Annotated in this window: 23 protein-coding genes; 17 read left to right on the forward strand and 6 right to left on the reverse strand. The window is 61.0% G+C overall.

All coding sequences use genetic code 11. From position 1 onward, the window contains the following. Positions 1–8: 8 nt before the first annotated feature. From BUA94_RS17545 to BUA94_RS17570, 6 genes are all read left to right on the forward strand, one after another. The gene (locus BUA94_RS17545) at positions 9–941 is read left to right on the forward strand and encodes an electron transfer flavoprotein subunit alpha/FixB family protein (protein ID WP_073014631.1); all 933 of its coding nucleotides are present in this window, start codon (positions 9–11) and stop codon (positions 939–941) included. A 155-nt stretch (positions 942–1,096) separates the two neighbouring features. Continuing rightward, positions 1,097–1,978 (forward strand): 3-hydroxybutyryl-CoA dehydrogenase, encoded by an 882-nt coding sequence (locus tag BUA94_RS17550; protein ID WP_073014632.1) that lies wholly within the window; start codon positions 1,097–1,099, stop codon positions 1,976–1,978. Positions 1,979–1,992: 14 nt separating this feature from the next. After that, positions 1,993–3,483, forward strand: coding sequence for a class I adenylate-forming enzyme family protein (locus BUA94_RS17555; RefSeq protein WP_073014633.1), 1,491 nt, complete (start codon positions 1,993–1,995; stop codon positions 3,481–3,483). Positions 3,484–3,529: 46 nt separating this feature from the next. Continuing rightward, on the forward strand, positions 3,530–3,730 hold the full coding sequence (locus BUA94_RS17560; protein WP_073014634.1) for a hypothetical protein: 201 nt from the start codon (positions 3,530–3,532) through the stop codon (positions 3,728–3,730). Positions 3,731–3,943: 213 nt separating this feature from the next. Next, positions 3,944–4,210: a hypothetical protein gene (locus BUA94_RS17565; protein WP_073014635.1), complete on the forward strand. Its 267-nt coding sequence runs from the start codon at positions 3,944–3,946 to the stop codon at positions 4,208–4,210. A 36-nt stretch (positions 4,211–4,246) separates the two neighbouring features. Continuing rightward, positions 4,247–4,450, forward strand: coding sequence for a hypothetical protein (locus BUA94_RS17570; RefSeq protein ID WP_073014636.1), 204 nt, complete (start codon positions 4,247–4,249; stop codon positions 4,448–4,450). A 63-nt stretch (positions 4,451–4,513) separates the two neighbouring features. Here BUA94_RS17570 and tlpA read toward each other — a convergent pair whose 3' ends face one another. Beyond that, positions 4,514–5,185: a thiol:disulfide interchange protein TlpA gene (tlpA, locus tag BUA94_RS17575; protein ID WP_073014637.1), complete on the reverse strand. Its 672-nt coding sequence runs from the start codon at positions 5,183–5,185 to the stop codon at positions 4,514–4,516. Between the two features lie 41 nt (positions 5,186–5,226). On the opposite strand from tlpA, the gene argH reads away from it, so the two are divergent. The 4 genes from argH (at position 5,227) to BUA94_RS17595 (ending at position 11,141) form a co-directional block, all read left to right on the forward strand. Next, positions 5,227–6,612 carry an argininosuccinate lyase gene (gene argH / locus BUA94_RS17580; RefSeq protein WP_073014638.1) on the forward strand — a complete coding sequence of 462 codons (1,386 nt, stop codon included), beginning with the start codon at positions 5,227–5,229 and terminating at the stop codon, positions 6,610–6,612. Between the two features lie 202 nt (positions 6,613–6,814). After that, on the forward strand, positions 6,815–7,075 hold the full coding sequence (locus BUA94_RS17585) for a lipoprotein (protein ID WP_073014639.1): 261 nt from the start codon (positions 6,815–6,817) through the stop codon (positions 7,073–7,075). Between the two features lie 114 nt (positions 7,076–7,189). Next, positions 7,190–8,461 (forward strand): diaminopimelate decarboxylase, encoded by a 1,272-nt coding sequence (gene lysA, locus BUA94_RS17590; RefSeq protein ID WP_073014640.1) that lies wholly within the window; start codon positions 7,190–7,192, stop codon positions 8,459–8,461. A 91-nt stretch (positions 8,462–8,552) separates the two neighbouring features. Beyond that, complete coding sequence (locus tag BUA94_RS17595) at positions 8,553–11,141, forward strand: TIGR02302 family protein (protein WP_208980142.1); 2,589 nt, start codon at positions 8,553–8,555, stop codon at positions 11,139–11,141. Between the two features lie 216 nt (positions 11,142–11,357). Here the strand turns inward: BUA94_RS17595 and BUA94_RS17600 are convergent, their stop codons facing one another. Genes BUA94_RS17600 through BUA94_RS17610 form a run of 3 tightly spaced genes read right to left on the reverse strand, consistent with a single transcriptional unit; the run spans position 11,358 to position 13,247 of the window. After that, entirely contained in the window at positions 11,358–11,753 is a 396-nt protein-coding gene (locus tag BUA94_RS17600; protein ID WP_073014641.1) for a response regulator, read from the reverse strand. A 2-nt stretch (positions 11,754–11,755) separates the two neighbouring features. Continuing rightward, on the reverse strand, positions 11,756–12,319 hold the full coding sequence (gene hpt / locus BUA94_RS17605) for a hypoxanthine phosphoribosyltransferase (protein ID WP_073014642.1): 564 nt from the start codon (positions 12,317–12,319) through the stop codon (positions 11,756–11,758). A gap of 1 nt (position 12,320) precedes the next feature. Further along, positions 12,321–13,247, reverse strand: a complete 927-nt coding sequence (locus BUA94_RS17610; protein ID WP_073014643.1) for a zinc-ribbon domain-containing protein — start codon at positions 13,245–13,247, stop codon at positions 12,321–12,323. A gap of 219 nt (positions 13,248–13,466) precedes the next feature. On the opposite strand from BUA94_RS17610, the gene ftsE reads away from it, so the two are divergent. The 5 genes from ftsE to BUA94_RS17635 all read left to right on the forward strand — a co-directional run bounded on the left by ftsE (position 13,467) and on the right by BUA94_RS17635 (position 17,280). Next, entirely contained in the window at positions 13,467–14,126 is a 660-nt protein-coding gene (ftsE, locus tag BUA94_RS17615) for a cell division ATP-binding protein FtsE (RefSeq protein WP_073014644.1), read from the forward strand. Positions 14,127–14,135: 9 nt separating this feature from the next. Continuing rightward, positions 14,136–15,179, forward strand: coding sequence for a cell division protein FtsX (locus BUA94_RS17620; protein WP_073014645.1), 1,044 nt, complete (start codon positions 14,136–14,138; stop codon positions 15,177–15,179). A gap of 53 nt (positions 15,180–15,232) precedes the next feature. After that, on the forward strand, positions 15,233–15,928 hold the full coding sequence (locus tag BUA94_RS17625) for a YdcF family protein (protein ID WP_084082104.1): 696 nt from the start codon (positions 15,233–15,235) through the stop codon (positions 15,926–15,928). Between the two features lie 101 nt (positions 15,929–16,029). Then, positions 16,030–16,794, forward strand: coding sequence for a lysophospholipid acyltransferase family protein (locus tag BUA94_RS17630; RefSeq protein ID WP_073014646.1), 765 nt, complete (start codon positions 16,030–16,032; stop codon positions 16,792–16,794). Between the two features lie 123 nt (positions 16,795–16,917). Further along, positions 16,918–17,280 carry a phage tail sheath protein gene (locus BUA94_RS17635; RefSeq protein ID WP_139251188.1) on the forward strand — a complete coding sequence of 121 codons (363 nt, stop codon included), beginning with the start codon at positions 16,918–16,920 and terminating at the stop codon, positions 17,278–17,280. A 53-nt stretch (positions 17,281–17,333) separates the two neighbouring features. Here the strand turns inward: BUA94_RS17635 and BUA94_RS17640 are convergent, their stop codons facing one another. Then, complete coding sequence (locus BUA94_RS17640) at positions 17,334–17,849, reverse strand: gamma-glutamylcyclotransferase (protein WP_073014900.1); 516 nt, start codon at positions 17,847–17,849, stop codon at positions 17,334–17,336. A 116-nt stretch (positions 17,850–17,965) separates the two neighbouring features. Here BUA94_RS17640 and BUA94_RS17645 point away from each other — a divergent pair, with 116 nt between their 5' ends. Further along, positions 17,966–18,997, forward strand: coding sequence for a DUF2125 domain-containing protein (locus tag BUA94_RS17645; protein ID WP_084082105.1), 1,032 nt, complete (start codon positions 17,966–17,968; stop codon positions 18,995–18,997). 15 nt (positions 18,998–19,012) lie between these two features. Here BUA94_RS17645 and BUA94_RS17650 read toward each other — a convergent pair whose 3' ends face one another. Continuing rightward, positions 19,013–19,474: a GNAT family N-acetyltransferase gene (locus BUA94_RS17650; RefSeq protein WP_073014649.1), complete on the reverse strand. Its 462-nt coding sequence runs from the start codon at positions 19,472–19,474 to the stop codon at positions 19,013–19,015. Between the two features lie 292 nt (positions 19,475–19,766). On the opposite strand from BUA94_RS17650, the gene BUA94_RS17655 reads away from it, so the two are divergent. Continuing rightward, positions 19,767–20,651 (forward strand): HpcH/HpaI aldolase/citrate lyase family protein, encoded by an 885-nt coding sequence (locus BUA94_RS17655; protein WP_073014650.1) that lies wholly within the window; start codon positions 19,767–19,769, stop codon positions 20,649–20,651. The last annotated feature ends 5 nt before the right edge of the window (positions 20,652–20,656 follow it).

The raw sequence follows: 20,656 nt of genomic DNA on the forward strand, positions 1-20,656 counted from the left end.
AAAGATCCATGACGACACTTCTTGTGGCCGAACACGCCGGTGGCGCCCTGAATGACGCAACCGCCAAGGCCCTGACCGCCGCGCTCGCGCTTGGCGCGGATGTCCATGTGCTGGTTGCCGGCAAGGACGTGAAGCCGGTTGCCGAGGCTGCTGCCCAGCTGTCCGGAGTTGCCAAGGTGCTGGTTGCCGACAATGACGCTGTTGCCCATCAGCTCGCCGAGCCGATGGCTGCCCTGATCGTCGACCTGGCTTCCGGCTATGATGCGATCGTGGCTCCGGCCACTGCCAACGGCAAGAACACCCTGCCGCGCGTTGCTGCTCTGCTCGATGTGATGCAGGTCTCCGACGTGACCAAGGTCCTGTCCGCAGACACCTTCGAGCGTCCGATCTATGCGGGCAATGCGCTTCAGACCGTCAAGTCCGGCGATCCGAAGAAGGTGATCACGGTCCGCACGTCCACCTTTGCAGCCGCTGCTGCCGGTGGCTCTGCTCCGATCGAGGACGTCGCAGCTCCGGCAGCTGGCGATCTGTCCAGCTTCTCCGGTGAAGAGCTGTCCAAGTCCGACCGCCCGGAACTGACCTCCGCCAAGATCATCATCTCCGGTGGCCGTGCGCTTGGATCTTCCGAGAAGTTCCAGGAAGTCATCATGCCGGTGGCGGATGCTCTTGGAGCTGCCGTTGGCGCTTCCCGCGCAGCCGTGGACGCAGGCTATGCTCCGAACGACTGGCAGGTTGGCCAGACTGGCAAGGTGGTTGCTCCGGATCTCTACATCGCCTGCGGCATTTCCGGTGCGATCCAGCACCTCGCCGGCATGAAGGATTCCAAGGTCATCGTGGCCATCAACAAGGACGAAGAGGCACCGATCTTCCAGGTTGCCGACTACGGACTGGTTGGCGATCTGTTCGAAGTCCTGCCGCAGCTCAAGGCAGCCGTCGAATAATCGCCTCAAGGGGCTCACACATTCTTCGGGGCGGTAACACGTGTTTCCGCCCCGAAACTCTTGCGGTCTCAGCGTAGACTTGCCAAAAATAGCGCCGGCAGGCGGTCGAAGGGAAAGCGGCGAGCTTTTCCCTCACTCAAGGATCGGATTGGACGATGGTGGTCGAAATCAAGAAAATTGGCGTGATTGGATCTGGTCAGATGGGCAGCGGTATCGCGCATGTCTGCGCCGTGGCCGGGTACGACGTCGCCCTCAGTGACATTTCGATGGACCGGATCGAGTCCGGTCTGGCCAACATCAACGGCAATCTCGCCCGTCAGGTGCAGAAGGGTCAGATCAGCGAAGAAGCCCGCAGCCAGGCTCTGGCGCGTATTTCTCCTGCCGTCGATCTCGACATGCTGAGCGAAGCCGATCTGGTGATTGAATCCGCCGTCGAGAACGAGCAGGTCAAGCGCAAGATCTTCTCCCAGCTTTGCCCGCTGCTGAAGCCGGAAGCGATCCTGGCGACGAACACCTCTTCCATCTCGATCACGCGCCTTGCTGCCTCCACGGACCGGCCGGAGCGTTTCATCGGCATCCACTTCATGAACCCGGTTCCGATCATGGAACTGGTGGAGCTGGTGCGCGGCATCGCGACGGAAGACGAGACCTTCGAAGCGTCCAAGGACTTTGTCGCGAAGATCGGCAAGACCATTGCAGTCGCTGAAGATTTTCCGGCCTTCATGGTCAACCGCATCCTGCTGCCGATGATCAACGAGGCGATCTACACGCTTTACGAAGGCGTCGGATCGGTTGAATCCATCGATACGGCCATGAAGCTGGGTGCAAACCACCCGATGGGACCGCTGCAGCTGGCCGACTTCATTGGCCTCGATACCTGCCTGTCCATCATGCAGGTGCTGTACGAAGGCCTTGCGGACAGCAAGTACCGTCCGTGCCCGCTGCTGGTGAAATACGTCGAGGCAGGCTGGCTTGGCCGCAAGACCCAGCGTGGTTTCTACGATTACCGCGGAGACACGCCGGTTCCGACCCGCTAAGCGGTATTGAGAGAATGAACCTCGCCCGCTACTGCCTCACCAATGCGTCTCCCTCGAAAGAGGCAGTTGCTTTGGAAGTGGTGGGGCTGGGCGGGGCACTGCTTGAGCGCTGGACCTATGGCGAAGTTGAAGCCATGGTCCTGCGCATTGCTGCCGGTTTTGCGGCAGCAGGTCTGTCCCGTGGTGACCGGGTGCTGCTCCGGCTCGGCCATTCCAGCGATTTTCCGTTTCTGTATTTCGGCGCCATTGCCGGCGGCTTTGTCCCGATCCCCTCCTCAGACATGTTGACCGCCTCCGAGGCCGGTGCGCTTCTGGCCGACAGCGGGGCGGCGGCAGTCGTTCATGACGGACGCACGGTTCTGCCCGATGGTGCCTATCTGGCTCTCGGGCCAGAGGATATCGCCGCGATGAAGGCTGGTGAGCCGGGGGGCTATGCGCAGACCTCGGCAGAAGATCCCGCGTTTCTGGTCTACACCTCCGGTACCAGCGGCACGCCCAAGGGCGTGCTCCATGCTCACCGGACCGCAGCCGGACGCGCACCCATGTATCTGGGCTGGTACGGCATTTCCTCGGCAGACCGGCTGCTCCACGCGGGCGCCTTCAACTGGACCTATACACTCGGCGTCGGGTTGATGGATCCATGGGCCAATGGCGCTGTCAGCATCGTTTATGACGGGCCGCGGGACCCGGAAGTCTGGCCGGACCTGATCGAGGCCTCCGGGGCAACTCTTTTTGCGGCAGTTCCAAGCCTTTACCGGCGGATCCTGAAATACGGCAAGGTCGGGCGGGAAAGCTTTCCGGCACTGCGCCATGGGCTGACTGCCGGCGAGGCCTTGCCGGCCGAGCTCTATCTTGCCTGGAAAGAGGTGACGGGGCGGGAACTCTATGAGGCTCTCGGCATGAGCGAAATCTCGACCTACGTGTCGAGTGGACCGGGCGTTGCGCCAAGGCCAGGCTCTCCCGGCAAGCCTCAGGCGGGCCGCAAGGTCGCGGTCCTGTCGGAAACGCAGACCAATGGGGCCGTGCTTGCGCCTCAAGGCGAAGCGGGGCTTCTGGCCATCCACGAGAGCGAACCGGGCCTGATGCTCGGATATTGGCAACGGCCGCAGGACACCGCAGAAGCCTTCCGGGACGAATGGTTCCTGACCGGTGACCGCGCCCGCTTCGATGCGGACGGCTATCTCTGGTACGAGGGCCGGGCCGATGATCTGATGAATGCCTTTGGCTACCGGGTCGCGCCCCAGGAGGTGGAGCGTTGCTTGTCCGGTCATCCGCAAGTGGCGGAAGTCGCCGTCACCGCGCTGGAAATGCGGCCGGGCGTCAGCTTGATCACGGCTTTCGTCGTGCCGGCGGAGCAAGGCTTCCAGGATGCGGATGAACTGGCCCGGTGGGCCCTGGAGCATCTTGCCGAATACAAGCGCCCGAAGGCTTACCGGTTCGTCCCGTCCTTGCCCCGGACTCCGTCCGGCAAGGTGCGGCGCAAGGCATTGGTCTCGTTAACGTGATTAAAAATTAACGTTTTGTTTACGCGATGGGCGCACCTTCCCGCCTATGGATATTTCGTCCCTCGCCACCACTTTTGCGGTTACCCAGCAGGCCCGCACAGATCTCGCGCTTCAGTCCGAGATGATGAAGATGGCTGCCGAATCGCAGACCATGGTGGTGGACCTGTTGCAGCAGGGCGCACAAAGCCTTGAAGCTGTCGCCCCCCGTGCAGACGGTCTGGGACAGCAGCTCAACATCACTGCCTGATATCTCTGCCAGTTATCCCAGAATAGCCCGGTTGCCACATGTCTTGGCGCTTTGCCTTGCATTGTGCCATGTATTTAAAATTTTAGTCTAAATAGACTTAAATAGATATTTCCTGTTAAATTTTGGATTCATCCGCTTCCGTTACGGTAAAACTTGACGGAGCTGCATGCTCCATGTTCTTCAGCTGATGCAATCATCACCGGAGGGAGCAAAATGCTCGATTCAATTGGTGGCAGCAGCCTTTCATCTCTGACTTATCCTTCTCCGCAAAACGGAAGTGAGGATGTCAGCACAGCGGACAAGCTTCAGCAGAGCAATGCGAAGCAACAAGGCAAAGCTGCAGAGGCCGTATCACGGCAGGCGGAACGAAGTTCCTCCCGTGCCGAGCAGCTTCAAAAGCAAGCCGAGCAACTGGAAAATCGCGGCGAAAACCGCATCCGGGAAGCCGGCTTGGGATCCCGTGTAGACATAACAGTCTAGACGGAAAGGGCGGGCGTTCGAAAAGGAGTAGGAAGTATGGTGGAAGGTGTCTCTGGCGCTGCGTCTTACGGTGTAGCGAATGTTCGCAGTGACCTGGCGACGAACAACATTCGCCAGGCCAATGAACAGGAACGCCAGACTGCAGAAGAATTGCGCGAAACGTCCCAGACCCGTGAGGAAGAGCGTCGTGAAAGCCGCAAGATTCCAGGTCTCGGCAATGCGGTCGACATCACCGCTTGAACGGATGATGCCTTACCGGTGTGATAGCTTTTGACGGCGGTTGCCCTGCAAGGGGCACCGCCGTTAGCTTTTACTGCCCTTGACGGCGCTGATGGCGGCCTCGATCAGGGCCTTGGCTTCTCCTGAAGCCCATTCTGCCGGACCATACATGGTGCCGATTTCACAGCCGTCCGGTCCAACGAGCATGGTCGTCGGCAGGCCCGTGCCACGTGCCTTTGACCGCAGGGTGGTAATCAGCGTGTTGGTCGGCTCGTGATAGAAGCCAAGGTTCTTGGCACCGATTTCCTGAAGGAAGGCCTTGGGTTTGTCGGCCGCACCGCGGTCCATGCTGACGGCGACAACGTCGAAATCGGGCCCGCTCAGGTCGGCCTTGAGCTGGTCGAGCGCAGGCATTTCCTTGCGGCAGGGCGCGCACCAGGTCGCCCAGAAGTTCATCAGGACGGTCTTGTCCTTGAAATCGGGCACCGAAACCGGCGCTTCGCCCTCGCCATTGAATTTCAGGTCCGTCAGGCTCAGCGGCTTTTGCGCGGGCAGGAAGGCGGCAACCTCTCCCGTTGCATAAGAACGGATCTCATCGGCGATTTTCATCGAGACCTTGCAGTTTTGAGCGCCGTTTGAGTTGCCATTCTGCCCGGCGATCACGTATACCGCCCCGATAACGGCCAAGGTGCCGGCGAGCCCAGCGGCAATCAGGCGCCGTTTCGGTCGTTGTCCGGTTTTGGCTGGTTCCGTCATTCTTCTAAACCTCGCAAGGGGTATCTTTCAGGGGACAAGGCATGAGCAATCGCATGTGGGGCGGCCGGTTTGCCGAAGGCCCGGACGCAATCATGGAAGAGATCAACGCTTCCATCGACTACGACCGCAAGCTTTATAGGCAGGATATCGCCGGATCGAAAGCCCACGTGGCCATGCTTGCCGCGCAGGGAATTGTCACGGCGGACGATGCCGCGACGATCACTCAAGGTCTAGACACAATCCTGTCAGAGATCGAAGCAGGCGAGTTTACCTTCTCCCGCGCGCTCGAAGACATTCACATGAACATCGAAGCGCGGCTTGCCGAGCTGGTTGGTCCGGCGGCTGGCCGCCTCCACACCGCCCGCTCGCGCAATGACCAGGTGGCGACCGATTTCCGCCTCTGGGTCCGCGACACGATGGACACGCTGGAGGAGCAGCTGACCGAGCTGATGCAGGCTCTGGCCGAGCGTGCGGACCAGCATGCGGGCGATGTCATGCCCGGTTTCACCCATCTTCAGTCGGCTCAGCCGGTGACCTTCGGTCACCATCTTCTGGCCTATGTCGAAATGTTCTCCCGTGACCGGAGCCGCGTCCGTGATGCCCGCAAGCGCATGAACGAATGCCCGCTCGGCTCGGCTGCGCTGGCCGGAACCTCCTTCCCGATCGACCGCAAGGCGACCGCCTCTGCGCTCGGTTTCGACCGGCCGATGGCGAACTCGCTGGACGGCGTGTCCGACCGCGACTTCATCATCGAAGCTCTTGCAGATGCGTCAATTTGCGCCATGCATCTGTCGCGTCTGGCTGAGGAAATCGTCATCTGGTGCTCTGCCCAGTTCGGTTTCATCAAGCTGTCGGACAAGTTCTCGACCGGTTCGTCTATCATGCCGCAGAAGAAGAACCCGGACGCTGCCGAGCTGGTGCGTGCCAAGACCGGCCGTATCTATGGCTCGCTTCAGGCGCTGCTCGTCATGATGAAGGGCCTGCCGCTGGCCTATTCCAAGGACATGCAGGAAGACAAGGAACAGGCCTTCGACGGTCTGGCCAGCATCTCCCTGGCCCTGGCTGCCATGACCGGCATGGTGCGGGACCTTGAACCCGTCACCAAGACCATGAAGAAGGCGGCCGGTTCCGGCTATTCCACCGCGACGGATCTGGCCGACTGGCTCGTCCGCGTTCTGGGCATGCCGTTCCGCAATGCCCATCACGTCACGGGCCGGATCGTTGCCATTGCTGTTGAGCAGGGCATCGAGCTGCACAAGGTTAGCCTTGCGGAGATGCAGGCCGTCGAACCGAAGATCACCGATGAGATTTTCTCGGTGCTGTCGGTCGACAAGTCTGTCCGCAGCCGCACCAGCTATGGCGGAACCTCGCCGGTGAATGTGCGCAAGCAGGCGCGCCGCTGGCTCAAGGACCTTGCCAAGGCCTGATCCGGTCAGGTGCGCTGGGGGGCGGCAACGCTCTCTCACGCCAAATGACCAACGGGTGATTGGCACGATCACAAAAGTCCAGGCACCGGGTGATCTCTTTAGCTCCCGGTGCCTCCTATCCCGCATCCGCCGGTCTTGCCCGCAGGCGCCGGTCGTGCGAGGAAAGAGCACGCATTTGCAGACGGACGGGAAAGACAGGTCCATGGGATCAAAGGCCGGTAACTTGAAACGCCTTGGCAAGGCATCGGGGCTTCTCGTGCTGGGAGCCATGCTGGCGCTTGGAGGCTGCGGCCGCAGGGGCTCCCTTGATGCACCCGGTGAATCCGCACCGGTTGCCGAGGATCCGGCGGTGGTTTCCGTTCCCTACGGCGCTCCCGCAGGCGCTGGTGTCGGGGCGAGCAGCTCGGTTACGCGTCCCGCCCCGGCTCAAACGGGCCGTTTTCCGCTGGATTTCCTGATCTGACGGGCCTTTGGTCTGGTCGGGCGAAGATCCACATTTCCTGAGATACAAACGGCGGACCTTTCCGGCAGGCTCATGAGCCTCCCGGACGCTGGCCAAATCTGATCGGGTTTTCACGTGCATCACTTCCACTATCGCAATGGTTCCCTTTACGCCGAAGACGTTCCGGTCAGCCGGATTGCGGAAGAAGTCGGAACCCCGTTCTATTGCTACTCGACGGCGACGCTGGAGCGGCACTTCAAGGTGTTCTCCGACGCGCTGAACGGCATCGACACGCTCGTCTGCTATGCGATGAAGGCGAATTCCAACCAGGCAGTCCTTACGACCCTTGCGAAGCTGGGTGCCGGCATGGACGTGGTCTCGGAAGGGGAATTGCGCCGCGCCATTGCGGCCGGTGTTCCTGCCAGCAAGATCCTGTTCTCCGGTGTCGGCAAGACCGAGGCGGAGCAGGCCTATGCGCTCGAGCAGGGCATCTTGTGCTTCAACGTGGAATCAGAGCCCGAGCTGATCCAGCTGTCCCGCGTCGCGGTGGAAATGGGCAAGACGGCGCACGTGTCCCTGCGCATCAACCCGGATGTGGACGCCAAGACCCATGCCAAGATCTCGACCGGCAAGGCCGAGAACAAGTTCGGCATTCCGTGGCAGCGGGCCCGTGCGGTCTATGCGGAAGCCGCAACTCTGCCGGGGATCAAGGTGTCGGGCATCGACATGCACATCGGGTCCCAGATCACCGAGCTGCAGCCCTTTGACGATGCCTTCGCGCGCCTGGGCGACCTGATTGCGGATCTGCGGGCCGATGGTCATGCCATCGAACATATCGATCTGGGCGGCGGTCTCGGCATTCCCTATGTCACCGACAACAGCCCGCCCCCGCATCCTGTGGCCTATGCTGAAGTGGTGAAGAAGCATGTCCAGAAGCTGGACTGCAAGATCATCTTCGAACCGGGCCGACTGATTGCAGGCAACGCCGGGATCATGGTGACCAAGGTCATCTATGTGAAGCAGGGAGCCGACAAGGACTTTGTCATTGTCGATGGCGCGATGAACGATCTCATCCGCCCGACCCTCTATGATGCCTATCACGAGATCCGCCCGGTGGTGGAACCCTCCGCAGATCAGCCGCGAATCACTGCGGATGTGGTGGGTCCCGTCTGCGAAACCGGTGACTATCTCGGCCAGAACCGTGAATTGCCGTCGGTTGCTGCAGGCGATCTTCTGGCGGTCTATTCGGCCGGTGCCTATGGCGCGACCCAGTCTTCTACCTACAACACCCGGCTCCTGATCCCGGAAGTGCTGGTAAAAGATGGTGAGTTTGCCGTGATCCGGCCGCGTCCGACCTATGACGATCTTCTCGGACTTGACCATATTCCTGACTGGCTCAAGGATTAGTGATATCCGCAGCCGGTCTTTGGTTGTTTCAACAGCTTGCCGAACCGGCCTTCTTGCCTCACCCTAGTCGGGTTGGGGGAACAGCGGAGGCATGGCCTTGGAGCGCAACGGCGCGAATCGCGGCGGCAACGCCCCTGAATCCGGGATGACACCGGGCGAAAGCCCGGAGGATGTGGCACGCCGGCTTGACCGGTTGGTCCGCAGCAGCCGGGCTGCGCTTTTCATCGAGCGCGTCTGGCGGGCTTCCTTGCCGCCCTTGATCGTGGCCGGGATCTTCATTGGTCTCTCCCTGCTCGGCGTCTGGTTCTATCCCCCGGTCTGGCTGCGGTTCCTGGCCGTCGCCATCTTTGCTTTCGTTTTCGTCTGGTCTTGCCGTGACCTCCTGGGTGTGCGGTGGCCGCACCGGGAAGAGGCGCTGGCGCGGATCGAGGCGAGCGGGCGTTTTGCCCACCGGCCACTGACGGCCGTCAGCGACACACTGTCTTCCGGCTCCGATGATCCCGCAACGGCAGCGCTCTGGCGCTTGCACCAGAAGCGGATGGCCGAAGCGTTGAAGGGCATGCGGGCCGGGGCTCCCGATCCACGAGCCTACCGGCGGGATCTTTACGCGCTGCGCGTCCTTGCCTTGATGCTGATGATTACAGGGCTTGTTGCCAGCTCCGGCGACCGCTGGAGCCGGATTGCCTCCGCCGTCCGCCCGCCTGTCGACCTCAAGGAAATCGCAAGCCGTCTGGATGCCTGGGTCACTCCTCCGCTCTATACCGCCCGTCCGCCGGTCTATCTGACCGGCCAGAGCGCGGCCTTGCGCGATGCGGAGGCGCCTGTGTCCGTACCTCAGGGCTCGAAATTCGTTGTCCGCAGTCACGGCACCGATGGCTTCGACGTGCGCACCTCCGGCGGCATTGAGCTGACGCCTGTCGAGGCGGCCGGAGAAGGGTCAGCTGATGCCCAGCAGGGCATGCCGGTGGAGCGGACTGCAAGTCTTTCCGCCTCTGGACAGATTGACCTCTATGCGGGAGATGAGCGCATTACCGGCTGGCGGTTCGACGTGATCCCGGATGAATTGCCCGAGATCCATCTGACCACGGATCCGGAAGAACAGCTCAGCGGCTCGGTGAAGTTCTCCTATCTGGTGCAGGATGACTACGGCGTCGTCGCCGCAGAAGCAGACATTCAGCCTGTCCCGCAGGAAAGTGCGTCCAGCGAGCCGCCGCGTCCCCTGGTGGAAGCGCCGCATTTCCCGCTGTCCCTTCCGGCCCGTTCGCGCACGGCCAAGACGGGGGAGACCATTCGTGACCTGACGTCTCATCCCTGGTCCGGTTCCGAAGTGGAGATCGTTCTCACGGCGCGTGATGAGGCAGGCCAGGTTGCCCACTCCGAGCCGGTCCGGTTCACCTTGCCGCAAAGAAGTTTCCGCAATCCGCTGGCCCGTGCTGTCGTCGAACAGCGCCGGGATCTGGCGCTGGATGCGAACAATCAGGCCCGCGTGATCACCTCCTTCGATGCGCTGCTTCTGGCTCCCGATGCCTTTGACATGCGCACCCAGGACTATCTGGGCATGCGCTTTGCCTACCGGTCTCTGGCGAACGCCCATGGAGATGAGGAACTGACGGCGCTGCTGCCCTTGCTGTGGGATCTGGCGCTGACGATCGAGGATGGCGACCTGTCCCTGGCGGAGCGCGAGTTGCGCGATGCTCAGGAAGCCTTGCGCAAGGCGCTGGAAAATGGCGCCAGCGATGAGGAAATTGCCGAACTGATGCAGAACCTGCGTCAGGCGATGAACGAATACATGGAAGCGTTGGCCGAACAGATGCGCCGCAATCCGCAGGCCATGCAGCCTTTCAATTCCCAGCAGCAGCAACGCACCCTGAGCCAGCAGGATCTGGACCAGATGATGGACCGTATCGAGGAACTGGCCAAGACCGGTTCCCGTGATGCGGCTCGTGAGCTTCTGGCGCAGATGCAGCAGATGCTGGAGAACCTGCAGACGGGCCGCCCGCAAATGGCTCCGGACGGCATGAGCAGCGAAATGATGGAGATGCTCAACCAGCTTGGCGAGATGATCCAGAAACAGCAGCAGCTGATGGATCAGACCCATCGCTTCAATCAGGACCAGCGGCGCCGGGAGCAGCGTGAAGATCAGGGCCAGTCAGGCCAGCAGGGCGGGCAGGAGCCCATGACCCGCGAACAGCTTGAACAGGCTCTCAAGCAGCTTCAGCAGGGGCAGGGCGACCTTGCCCAGCAGCTTCAGGACCTGATGGACCAGCTTGCGCAGAACGGTCAGGGCCGGGAAGGCAACAAGGGGGAGCTTGGCGAGGCCGGTGATGCGATGGGCCGTGCCGGCAAGTCTCTCGGTCAGGGCGAAGGGGAAGAGGCTGTCGGCCAGCAGGGCAACGCGCTTGATGCCCTGCGTCGTGGTGCCCAGAGCATGGTCGAGCAAATGATGAACCAGGGCGATGGTCCGGGCATGGCCCAGGGACGTTCTCAGATGGATGAGGATCCGCTGGGCCGCCCGCGCCGCACGGAAGGGCCGGATTTCGGCAATCAGGTCAAGATTCCGGACGAGATTGACGTCCAGCGGGCCCGCCGCGTGCTGGAAGAGCTCCGCCGACGCTTCTCCGATCCGTCCCGGCCGCAGCTCGAACTGGACTATCTGGAGCGTCTGCTGAAGCGCTACTGATTGGATCTTGGTCTGCAGGCAGATGTCGCGCAGCTGGCCGGGGTGCCGGCCGCGAGCCCTGTTTATTTGCAGGGTTTACATACAAGGACATGGCGCAGCAGACCGGATGTTGCCGGAACTTGGTGCGTGTCAGGCTTTTGAAGAATGAGCAGGGAGAGTGGACGGGCCGCTGGTGCAGGTCTCCCGGATCAGCATCCTGAGAGACCTGGCCAGAAATCAGGCGTAACGGCGGGCTTCTTCCGGCAGATGGCCTGCCAGGGCGTCCTTTACGGACTTGCGGATGTCCGCAAGCGAGAAAGGCTTGGTGATGATGTCATGCACCAGGTTGTCGAGGCCGCTGGCCCGTTCGCGCTGATCGGCAAAGCCGGTCATCAGCAGGATCGGCAAGTCCGGCCAGTCCCGCGCCGAATGCAGCGCAAGGGCAATGCCGTCCATCACGGGCATCTTGATATCGGAGAGCAGCAGATCGAAGGCGCCGTTTTCCCGGGTCAGAACCTCGACGGCTTCTCCCCCATCCTCTGCGGCCCGCACGGAATGGCCATCCAGCTCTAGCGCCCGCTTTACGAAGCTGCGGACTGCCTCATCATCTTCGGTCAGAAGAATGCGGGCCATGGTCAATCTCCTACTGTCTCCCCGTTCCCGGCATCCTCATCGGGAACGACATAACCAATGAACGGCAGCTGCCGCCAAGCATGTCCCATATCCATTCCATACCCGACTACAAATTTGTCTGGACAGGCGAAACCAACGTAGTCGGCAAATATGGCAACCTTGCGGTGGTCAGGCTTGTCCAGCAGTGCTGCTATTTTCACCGATTTGGCACCGCGCTCCATGAGGCGTTCCTTGGCGAAAGTCAGCGTCCGGCCGGATTCCAGGATATCATCCACCAGAATTATATCGCGCCCGTTAACGTCACTTTCAACGTCTCGCAAAATCTTGATTTCATTTGAACCGGTCGTGCCTGCGCCGTAGCTGGACAGATGCATGAATTCCATTTCCGGCTTCAGGCCTGCCCGGTGCATGGCGCGCACCAGATCGGCCGAGAAAATGAAGCTGCCCTTGAGCACGGCAACCACCAGCAAGCGCTCTGGCTTGGACTGGGAAATCTCTTCCGCAAGGGCGGCAACCCGGGTCGCAATGGCGTCTTCATCGAAGAGAGTGTTGATTTGCACGGTCATGTTATTCGAGTACTGCCTGACGTTGTCCGCGGTCGATGAAACGGACCTGAATGTCCGTCGCTCCCGAGGGCGGATCGGATAGGATGGTTCTGAAACGCGTTTCGTCCAGAGCCTTGAGCATCTTTGTCCGGGGCTCGACAGTCCAGGCATAGATCTCCTGAAGATCGCTGCCTCTGATGGACAGTCTGACGGCCGGAACCGGAGTGCTGTTTTCCGTTATATTGCGAATGGAGCCCTCAACCACAAGCACCGAGTTGCCCGCATCCAATTCATGGAAAGTGCGCAGATCGCGGAATTCGAGGCCACGCAGGTTCACTTCCATGCCGATTGTTTCGAAAAGGCTCGCCAGATCAGGTGCTTGCTTGACGATTGCGTCACGGAAGAGCACGGCGACGCTGCAAACCCCAATGGCACCGACAAAGAGCGTGATCCCGCCGATCCGGCGGAAATTGCGGCGAATGATCCAGTTGAAGATCGCAGCAATGCGGTTCCGCTTGAACTTGTTCGGGTTGACGATGATCTTCGGGCGCTTGGCCTGGCTTTCAATGTCGGTGGGCCGCTCGGAAGGTTCTTCGGACTTTGCCGGAGCGGCTTGAGACGTGCTGGTCTCAACCTTTGCTGCCCGACGGGGCGCGGCAGGGGCCTCGTCTTCTTCCTCGTCGTCCTCATCATCGTCGATGGTGTCGTCGCGGCCGCCATAGTCGTCGGCATCGTCGCTAGCCGCGGACTGGGCTTCTGCCTCTTCCTGTTCGTCCTGTGTCCATGCGGCTTCGTCCTGGTCGATCTGAAGGTCTTCGTCCTCCTCCTGTTTGGGGGAGACGAACCAGCGATTTCCACAGCGCGCGCATTTGACACTGCGTCCTTCGGGACCCAGAGCCTCAGCCTTGATATCGTAGCTCGTGCTGCAGTCCGGACATTTGATCTTCATGCGAAGACCCTTCGCCTTCTATGTTAGGACTGCAAACGGCCAGTGGCCGCTGAGGTCCTGAATGCGGCCCTGAACCTGGCCTTTCTTCTTGGACGTGACTCCAGACGGATTGCGGCTTGCCGCACCCGTTCCAAAATCACAGTCTAGAGGACATTCATATGTTTAATGAAGCGTTAACGTGAGCGGGACTAGCTTGCAGGCGTTAAACGGAGGTGAAGAGTGATCCGCTTCGAGAATGTCGGTCTGAGATATGGAATGGGTTCGGAGATCCTGCGTGATTTGACGTTCAGGATCGAGCCGCAATCCTTTCAGTTCCTGACTGGCCCTTCCGGCGCGGGCAAGACCAGCCTGATCCGCTTGCTGTTCATGTCCCTGCGTCCGACGCGGGGGTTGATCCGGGTCTTCGACCGGGACCTGTCGGTGATCAGCAAGCAGGAACTGCCGGAGCTGCGCCGCAAGATCGGTGTGGTTTTCCAGGATTTCCGCCTGCTGGATCATCTGACCACCTATGAGAATGTTGCCCTGCCGCTCCGGGTGATCGGCAAGGAAGAGCATGAATACCGCTCTGATGTGATCGAGCTTCTGAAGTGGGTTGGGCTTGGAGATCGCATGCATGTGCTGCCGCCGGTTCTGTCCGGCGGGGAAAAGCAGCGTGCTGCAATCGCCAGGGCCCTTATCACGCGGCCGGAAGTGCTGCTTGCCGACGAACCGACGGGGAACGTTGATCCGCCACTCGCACGGCGGCTTCTGCGGCTCTTCATCGAGCTCAACAAGTTGGGGACATCCGTGGTGATTGCGACCCACGACATCGCCCTTCTGGAACAGGTTGACGCGCGCCGGATGGTTCTGGCAGACGGACGGCTTCAGATATTCGACTAGGACCGGCTGATGGCAGACCAAAAGACACCCGCCGGACACAAGGCTGGCGCTGCGCCGCAGGTGAAGGGTCCTGCGAAACCGAAGCGGAAGAAGCTCCCGGTTCGGCGCGCGCGCAAACCGTCCGAGCCGAAGAGCCGGGAAGATCGTGACAAGCTGCGCCCGCCTGCGCCGATTGTTCCCCAGCAGTCGGTTGCCGGCCGTGCGCTGACCCTTGTGGTTGCGATCATGAGTTTTCTGGCCTGTCTGACCGTGGGCGGCGTGTCCGTGGTCTGGGATGCGGCCGATGCCTGGCAGAATGATCTCGTGCGCGAGGTGACGATCCAGATCCGCCCGGCGGAAGGGGTCGACATGCTCCGGGAAATCGACAAGGCCATCGCGCTGACCCAGGAATTCCCTGGCATCGGATCGGTCCGGGCCCTGTCGGACCAGGAAACCAAGGAATTGCTGGAGCCCTGGCTCGGCAACGGCCTGGACCTCGACACCTTGCCGGTGCCGCGCCTGATCCAGATTAACGTCGATGATCCCTCTGCGTTGAACCTAGAACAATTGCGGGATGCGCTTGCCAAGCAGGTGAATGGCGCCAGCCTGGATGACCATTCCATCTGGACCTCGCGGCTTTCGGCGATGGCCGGTGCGGTGGTCGTGGGCGGGTTCGGCATCATGATCCTTGTGTTCGGCTCCATGGTGCTGAGCGTGATCTTCGCAACCCAGGCCGCCATGGCAGGCAACAAGGATGTTGTCTCGGTTCTGCATTTCGTTGGGGCAGAAGATGGCTTCATTGCCCGCGAGTTTCAGCGGCACTTCCTGCTCCTGGGGCTGAAGGGCGGTATCTCCGGCGGTGCGGCTGCAACGCTCTCGTTCCTGCTTCTGGACTTCATGACGCGGGACTCCGGAGCGACGGCAAGCTCGGCGCAATTGTCCGCCCTGTTCGGCTCGGTCTCGGTGTCCTTGCCGGGCTATCTGGGGGTTATCGGCGTCGTCTTTCTTGTGGCCGTCTTGACAGCTCTGACATCCGGACTTGCGGTGAAGGCACATTTGCGAAAAGTAGACTAGAAGAGCAATAAAACTGCCACCAAATCAGCCGAATCATCTGGCATGATGAGAATATGACAAGCCTTGAAAAGGATCCGGCCATCGGCGGTGATGGCTGGAGCGATGCAACCGGAGTGGAAACAGGTCACTCAACAGACAACAAGCGGCGGCTCTTCAGGGGCCGCAACCTGGCCCTGTGCCTTGTGCTTGGCCTTCTGGTTGTCATCGGCGTGTCCTTTTTCCGTTTTGCCCATCACGTGGCGACGATCCGGACGCCGATGGATCCGCGCGCCGATGCAATCGTGGTTCTGACCGGCGGCACGGACCGGGTCGAACGAGCCGTTGCCCTGCTTGTCGAAGGGCGGGCAAAGCGTCTCCTGATTTCCGGCGTCCATCCGGGCACCACGCGCAAGCAGCTTGCGTCGCTGACGGCGGCGGACATGCCCCTGTTCGATTGCTGTATCGACCTCGACCGTCTGGCGATGAATACGGTCGGCAATGCTGCGGAGACTGCGGCCTGGGCCAGGTCGCATGAATTCAAGTCCCTGCTGGTGGTGACCAGCGCCTATCATCTTCCCCGTGCTCAGGCCGAATTGCAGGAGGCCTTGCCCGAGGTCGAGCTTCACGCCTATCCGGTCTATTCCAGCGGCCTGCACCTGAGAGCCTGGTGGCACAATGGCGGGACAATTCGCCTTCTCATGCGGGAGTATGTGAAGTATACCCTCGCCCGGGCCAGAATTGTCGTGAACCGGGTATTCGCCACCTCTTGATTGAAGCGGTGTCCGGAGAAGACGGACGGCCCGCCCGTCCACCGGAATACGCCGCTGTGCTTGTTCCACCGCTTCGACACCGTTTCCATCGGTAAGGTCTCATGGTTCTTCTGCGGTCCCTGGTCTTTCACGCTCTGTTCTATTCTCTCACGCTGCTGATGATGGTCGTCGTGTCGCCCGTCTTTCTTCTGCCGCGCCGCTGGGGATGGTGGGTTGTGCCGACCTGGTCGCATCTGTGCCTGTTGCTTCTGCGCGTGACCGTTGGTCTCAAGGTGGAAGTGCGCGGCCGCGAGAACATTCCGCAGGGCGGCTTTATCGTTGCCTCCAAGCACCAGTCCGTCTGGGAAACCTTCGCGCTGATCCGCGAGTTTCCGGACCCGACCTATATCCTCAAGCGGGAATTGCGCTGGATCCCGATCTTCGGCTGGTACACAGCCAAGTTCCGCCAGATCCCGATCAACCGGGGCAAGCGGGCAGCTGCACTGGCGGCGCTTCTGATTTCCGCCAAGGAAGCCATTTCCGAAGGCCGGCAGATCCTGATGTTTCCGGAAGGCACCCGCCGCCCGGCCGGAGGCGAGCCGAGCTACAAGTTCGGTATCGCCCATCTCTACCGGGATTTGAAGTGCCAGGTTCTGCCTGTGGCCCTGAACGCGGGTGTCTACTGGCCCCGCAAGTCGCTCAGGCTCTATCCCGGCACGGTCATCGTGGAAATCCTGCCGCCGATCCAGCCGGGTCTGGCGACAAATGTCTTCCATGAAACCATGGTCAACATGATCGAGACCGTGTCGGACGCATTGATCGAGGAGGCCCGCAAGGAGCCGTCGCCTTCCCCTGTCCTGGACCGGATCCCGCGCAAAAGCCTATGAATCCGCGCCTATTGACGGATTCTTCGGCGATTCCCATATGAACGTAAGAAGAACATTTTATTGCCGGAAGACGGATTGCGTCGCGGCTACGAAATGTTCATAGTTTGTTCCTATGTTGGCGCCATGACACTCGCGACCGAAATGAACACGACACGGTTTCCCAAGGTGGCAGAGGAGCTTGGGCTTCTCGACCGCTACCGCTATTTCGACGGCAAGAGCGGGAAGCGCTATATTTTCACGCGCATGACCGCCTCGGATCTGGCGGATTGCGCTGGTGCCGTGGTGATCATCCCGCCGTCGGCCAGGCAGGCAGAGACTCAGCTGCCTGTCATCGGAGAAGTGGACCGGGACGGCAAATTCCACGGACTTGGCGCTGCCAGAACCCGTCGCAGGGCAGGGGAAGTGTTCGTGCATCTTCTGGCCGGATCGGCGAAGGACCGGAAGACCGTCCTTGATGACCTCAAGGCCAGCTTCGGCCTGTCCTGAGCGGAAAGACCTTCAGTCAAACCGCCCCGTTTTCCAGGGCATCCGGCAAAAACTTAGCGCAGCCGTTCCGCCAGCCAGGACACGTTATGATCCTTGATGCCGAGATCCCTGAGATGGGACGCGGTGTTGAGCACATATTCCGGGTTCTTGCCGGATTGTCCGGCAGCATCGCCCACGATCTCCAGCTGCCTGTCCAGAGGCAGAGCGCCGGCATATTGCGGATGGGCGCGGTCGACCACATAGGTCAGGGCTTCCGCCGTGTCTCCGGATTGAAGCCTTATTTTCCTCCACGTTTCCAGATAGACCATCGTCACCTGTTCGCGGGCCCGCAGATAATTCACCGTCTGCTCCCGCAGGGAACCGGACACGCGCCAGGCCATGCCACGGCAGGCGCCGCCCCGGTCCAGCCCAAAGACGAGACCCGGCCGCTCCTGCGTCCCGCGGTGAACCCAGGAGTAGACGCACAAGGACCGGTGCGCGCCGCGCAGCAAGGCAGGTTGTCCCCCTTGATGCTCGAAGCCGGGGTTCCACATCAAAGAGCCGTAGCCAAATACCCAGAAATCACTCATATCGGTCCCGATCACGGTTGCCCCTGCCAGATAGCAATGGTGCAGCAGCGTTGCAATGGATCGATTGACCTGCTCCTTCTCCGGATCCGGGAAGGATTTTTCCTTGAGCGAAGGACATGACATTGGACAAGGCAGAAAAACCGCGCTCGAACTTCAAATATATCGCCCTTGGTGGCACCGTCTTCGCGGTGATGGCTCTTTGGTCCGGCGGCTGGTTCTTGCTCAAGGACAGACTGCAGGATGAGATCGGCAATCGTCTTGCCGCCATGTCGGACAGGGGCATTCAGGCGAGCTGCCGGGACCTGTCGATTGCCGGATTTCCCTTTCGCTTCGAAGTGTCCTGCGCGCCCTTCCTGATGGACACGGCCACAGGTCTCAGCCTGTCCCTGCCGGGTCTGCGCACCGTCGCTCTGGTCTATAATCCCTGGCATGTCATTCTTGAGGCCAAAGGTCCCGGGCATTTTTCCTCGCTTCCTCTGGAGCTGGAGGGAAATGGCTCCTGGAAGACCGGCCGTGCCAGCGCGCGCTATTCCTTTTCGGCGCTGAAGGCTGCTGACTTTTCCTTCGAAAATCCGTCCTGGTCGGTGGATGGCGATGGGTTCGTGTCCGAGGTCTCCGCCGAACAGCTTGAGTTTCACCTGCGCGAGGTCTCCGGCGAGGCAGGGGACGTGGAAGCTTTCCTGAGCCTTGATCAGGCGACGTCACCGCTGGCGCCGTTCCTGCCAGCTCCGGTAGACCTGAAAGTTCATGCCTCCATTCCGGGCGGCGCATCGCTTATGGCGGGACAGCCATTGTCGTTGACAGCGTCGGAATGGAAAGTTCCGGTGAAACTGCACCAGTTCCACATCAGCTCCGGGTCCCTGGAGGTGAAGGCAACCGGGGATGTGACGATGGACACTGATGGCTTCCTGACCGGAGCGCTTCAGGTGGAGCTGACGGACATTGACGGCATGGCAGCGCTGGCGGCCAGCCTGGTCCCGGAGGGATCGTCCACCGCTTCCACGATCAAGGGGGCGGCCACGGCCTTTGGCCATGCGCAGAAACAGGAAAACGGCAAGCAGGTCGTCCTGCTGCCGTTGACCTTGAACAAGAGCCGGGTGAGCATTGGCCTCATCCCGCTCGGGACCTTGCCGCCGCTCCGGCCATAGAAGGGGCGGCGAGGCTTATTCGCCCGCGGCGCGGTCGATCCGGATGATGAAGCTCTTGGCCTGATCCGGTTCGGCAATCTTCTCATAAAGGGCGACAGCGGGCGCATTCTTGCCCGGTACCAGCCAACGCAGATGCAGCCAGCCGCGGCGCTTGCCTTCCGTTTCCAGGGATTCGATCAGCTTGCGGCCGATCCCCTGATTGCGGAAGGTTGGCAGCACGTAAATGTCTTCCAACTGGCCGATCCGCAGTCCGGTGATCAGTTCCGGCAGGTCGAAATAGACCGCGAAGCCGACGAGCTGAGCGCCCTGGAAGGCGCCAACGACTTCTGCCGCACGGTCGGCCAGGATCTTTTCTGCGTAATATTCGTCTGGACGGCGCGGCGCACCCCGCTTCAGCGCCTGGGCGTTTTCCGCGATCAGCGGCGCGAGCTTGTGGGCGTCTGCCTGAACAAGGGTCTTGATTTCCGTGTTGCTCATGGGATCTCCGGAGCCTGTCGGTTCGAGTTTCTGCCTGCAAGTTGTCCAGAATCTTGCCTGACAATCAAGCACCTGCATGGCGAGTACCCTGGAAGATTTGTCGCAGCCCGGGAAACTGCGAGGGATCGCGAGGTACTTTTCTCTGGTTCACGAGGGCTTTGCCGCCATTCTTCCGGTTCAGACCGCCAAAGGTTCGGAAAACGCCCTGAGCCGAAAGGCGAAGTGGAAATTGCGCGCGTGCGGCATTAGCTTGCTGCGGAGCAACATGATGCCCGCGGGGGAAAGTTTCGCCATGACCCAACAGTTCAAGCCACGCCGTTCTGCCCTTTACATGCCGGGATCCAACGCCCGCGCCCTGGAAAAGGCCCAGACGCTCGATGTGGATTGCCTGATCCTCGATCTTGAGGACGCCGTTGCGCTGGATTCCAAGGAGATCGCCCGGCAGCAGATCGTCTCGGCCGTCGCGTCGGGGGGCTATGGCGAGCGGGAAGTGGTCATCCGCATCAATGGGCTTGATACCCCCTGGGGTGAAGCGGATCTCATCGCTGCTGCGAACTGTGGCCCGGACGCAATCCTGGTGCCCAAGGTGGATGGCCCGGCTGATCTGGAAAAGGTGGCGCACAAGCTGGTGCTTGCCGGTGCGCCGGCCAGCGTCAAGGTCTGGGCGATGATGGAAACGCCTCTGGCCATGCTCAACGCTGCTGCCATTGGCGCCTGTGGCCGGGATCCGGAAGTGCGGCTTTCCTGCTTCGTCATGGGCACCAATGATCTGGCCAAGGAAACCCGCGCGAAGCTCAATCCCGGCCGCTCGGTGATGATGCCGTGGCTGATGACCTGCGTCGCGGCTGCGCGGGCCGGTGGCATCGATATTCTTGATGGCGTCTACAATGCCTTCAACGATGAGGAGGGATTTGCCGCCGAATGTGCGCAAGGGGTCGAGATGGGCATGGATGGCAAGACCCTGATCCATCCGAAGCAGATCGGGCCGTGCCATGCCGCCTTCAGCCCGTCCGGGGAGGAGGTCGCCTGGGCACGCAAGATCAACGGCCTGTTCCAGCTTCCGGAAAATGCCAGCAAGGGCGCAATCCAGGTAGACGGAAAGATGGTGGAACGGCTACATGCGGATATGGGGCTGCGCACGATTGCGATCGCGGATGCCATTGCAGCCCGGATTTGAAGGTT

The sequence above is a fragment of the Roseibium suaedae genome (assembly GCF_900142725.1).
Lineage (GTDB): Bacteria > Pseudomonadota > Alphaproteobacteria > Rhizobiales > Stappiaceae > Roseibium > Roseibium suaedae.

What these genes read in the sequence shown, in the direction of transcription:
- BUA94_RS17635 (WP_139251188.1), top strand. Translation starts at nt 16,918, where the DNA reads ATGACACTCGCGACCGAAATGAACACGACACGGTTTCCCAAGGTGGCA.
- BUA94_RS17620 (WP_073014645.1), top strand. Translation starts at nt 14,136, where the DNA reads ATGGCAGACCAAAAGACACCCGCCGGACACAAGGCTGGCGCTGCGCCG.
- BUA94_RS17640 (WP_073014900.1), bottom strand. Translation starts at nt 17,849, where the DNA reads ATGAGTGATTTCTGGGTATTTGGCTACGGCTCTTTGATGTGGAACCCC.
- BUA94_RS17630 (WP_073014646.1), top strand. Translation starts at nt 16,030, where the DNA reads ATGGTTCTTCTGCGGTCCCTGGTCTTTCACGCTCTGTTCTATTCTCTC.
- hpt (WP_073014642.1), bottom strand. Translation starts at nt 12,319, where the DNA reads ATGACCGTGCAAATCAACACTCTCTTCGATGAAGACGCCATTGCGACC.
- argH (WP_073014638.1), top strand. Translation starts at nt 5,227, where the DNA reads ATGAGCAATCGCATGTGGGGCGGCCGGTTTGCCGAAGGCCCGGACGCA.
- BUA94_RS17585 (WP_073014639.1), top strand. Translation starts at nt 6,815, where the DNA reads ATGGGATCAAAGGCCGGTAACTTGAAACGCCTTGGCAAGGCATCGGGG.
- BUA94_RS17570 (WP_073014636.1), top strand. Translation starts at nt 4,247, where the DNA reads ATGGTGGAAGGTGTCTCTGGCGCTGCGTCTTACGGTGTAGCGAATGTT.
- BUA94_RS17655 (WP_073014650.1), top strand. Translation starts at nt 19,767, where the DNA reads ATGACCCAACAGTTCAAGCCACGCCGTTCTGCCCTTTACATGCCGGGA.
- BUA94_RS17625 (WP_084082104.1), top strand. Translation starts at nt 15,233, where the DNA reads ATGACAAGCCTTGAAAAGGATCCGGCCATCGGCGGTGATGGCTGGAGC.
- BUA94_RS17550 (WP_073014632.1), top strand. Translation starts at nt 1,097, where the DNA reads ATGGTGGTCGAAATCAAGAAAATTGGCGTGATTGGATCTGGTCAGATG.
- BUA94_RS17560 (WP_073014634.1), top strand. Translation starts at nt 3,530, where the DNA reads ATGGATATTTCGTCCCTCGCCACCACTTTTGCGGTTACCCAGCAGGCC.
- BUA94_RS17555 (WP_073014633.1), top strand. Translation starts at nt 1,993, where the DNA reads ATGAACCTCGCCCGCTACTGCCTCACCAATGCGTCTCCCTCGAAAGAG.
- BUA94_RS17600 (WP_073014641.1), bottom strand. Translation starts at nt 11,753, where the DNA reads ATGGCCCGCATTCTTCTGACCGAAGATGATGAGGCAGTCCGCAGCTTC.
- tlpA (WP_073014637.1), bottom strand. Translation starts at nt 5,185, where the DNA reads ATGACGGAACCAGCCAAAACCGGACAACGACCGAAACGGCGCCTGATT.
- BUA94_RS17595 (WP_208980142.1), top strand. Translation starts at nt 8,553, where the DNA reads ATGGCCTTGGAGCGCAACGGCGCGAATCGCGGCGGCAACGCCCCTGAA.
- BUA94_RS17645 (WP_084082105.1), top strand. Translation starts at nt 17,966, where the DNA reads ATGACATTGGACAAGGCAGAAAAACCGCGCTCGAACTTCAAATATATC.
- BUA94_RS17650 (WP_073014649.1), bottom strand. Translation starts at nt 19,474, where the DNA reads ATGAGCAACACGGAAATCAAGACCCTTGTTCAGGCAGACGCCCACAAG.
- BUA94_RS17610 (WP_073014643.1), bottom strand. Translation starts at nt 13,247, where the DNA reads ATGAAGATCAAATGTCCGGACTGCAGCACGAGCTACGATATCAAGGCT.
- BUA94_RS17565 (WP_073014635.1), top strand. Translation starts at nt 3,944, where the DNA reads ATGCTCGATTCAATTGGTGGCAGCAGCCTTTCATCTCTGACTTATCCT.
- BUA94_RS17545 (WP_073014631.1), top strand. Translation starts at nt 9, where the DNA reads ATGACGACACTTCTTGTGGCCGAACACGCCGGTGGCGCCCTGAATGAC.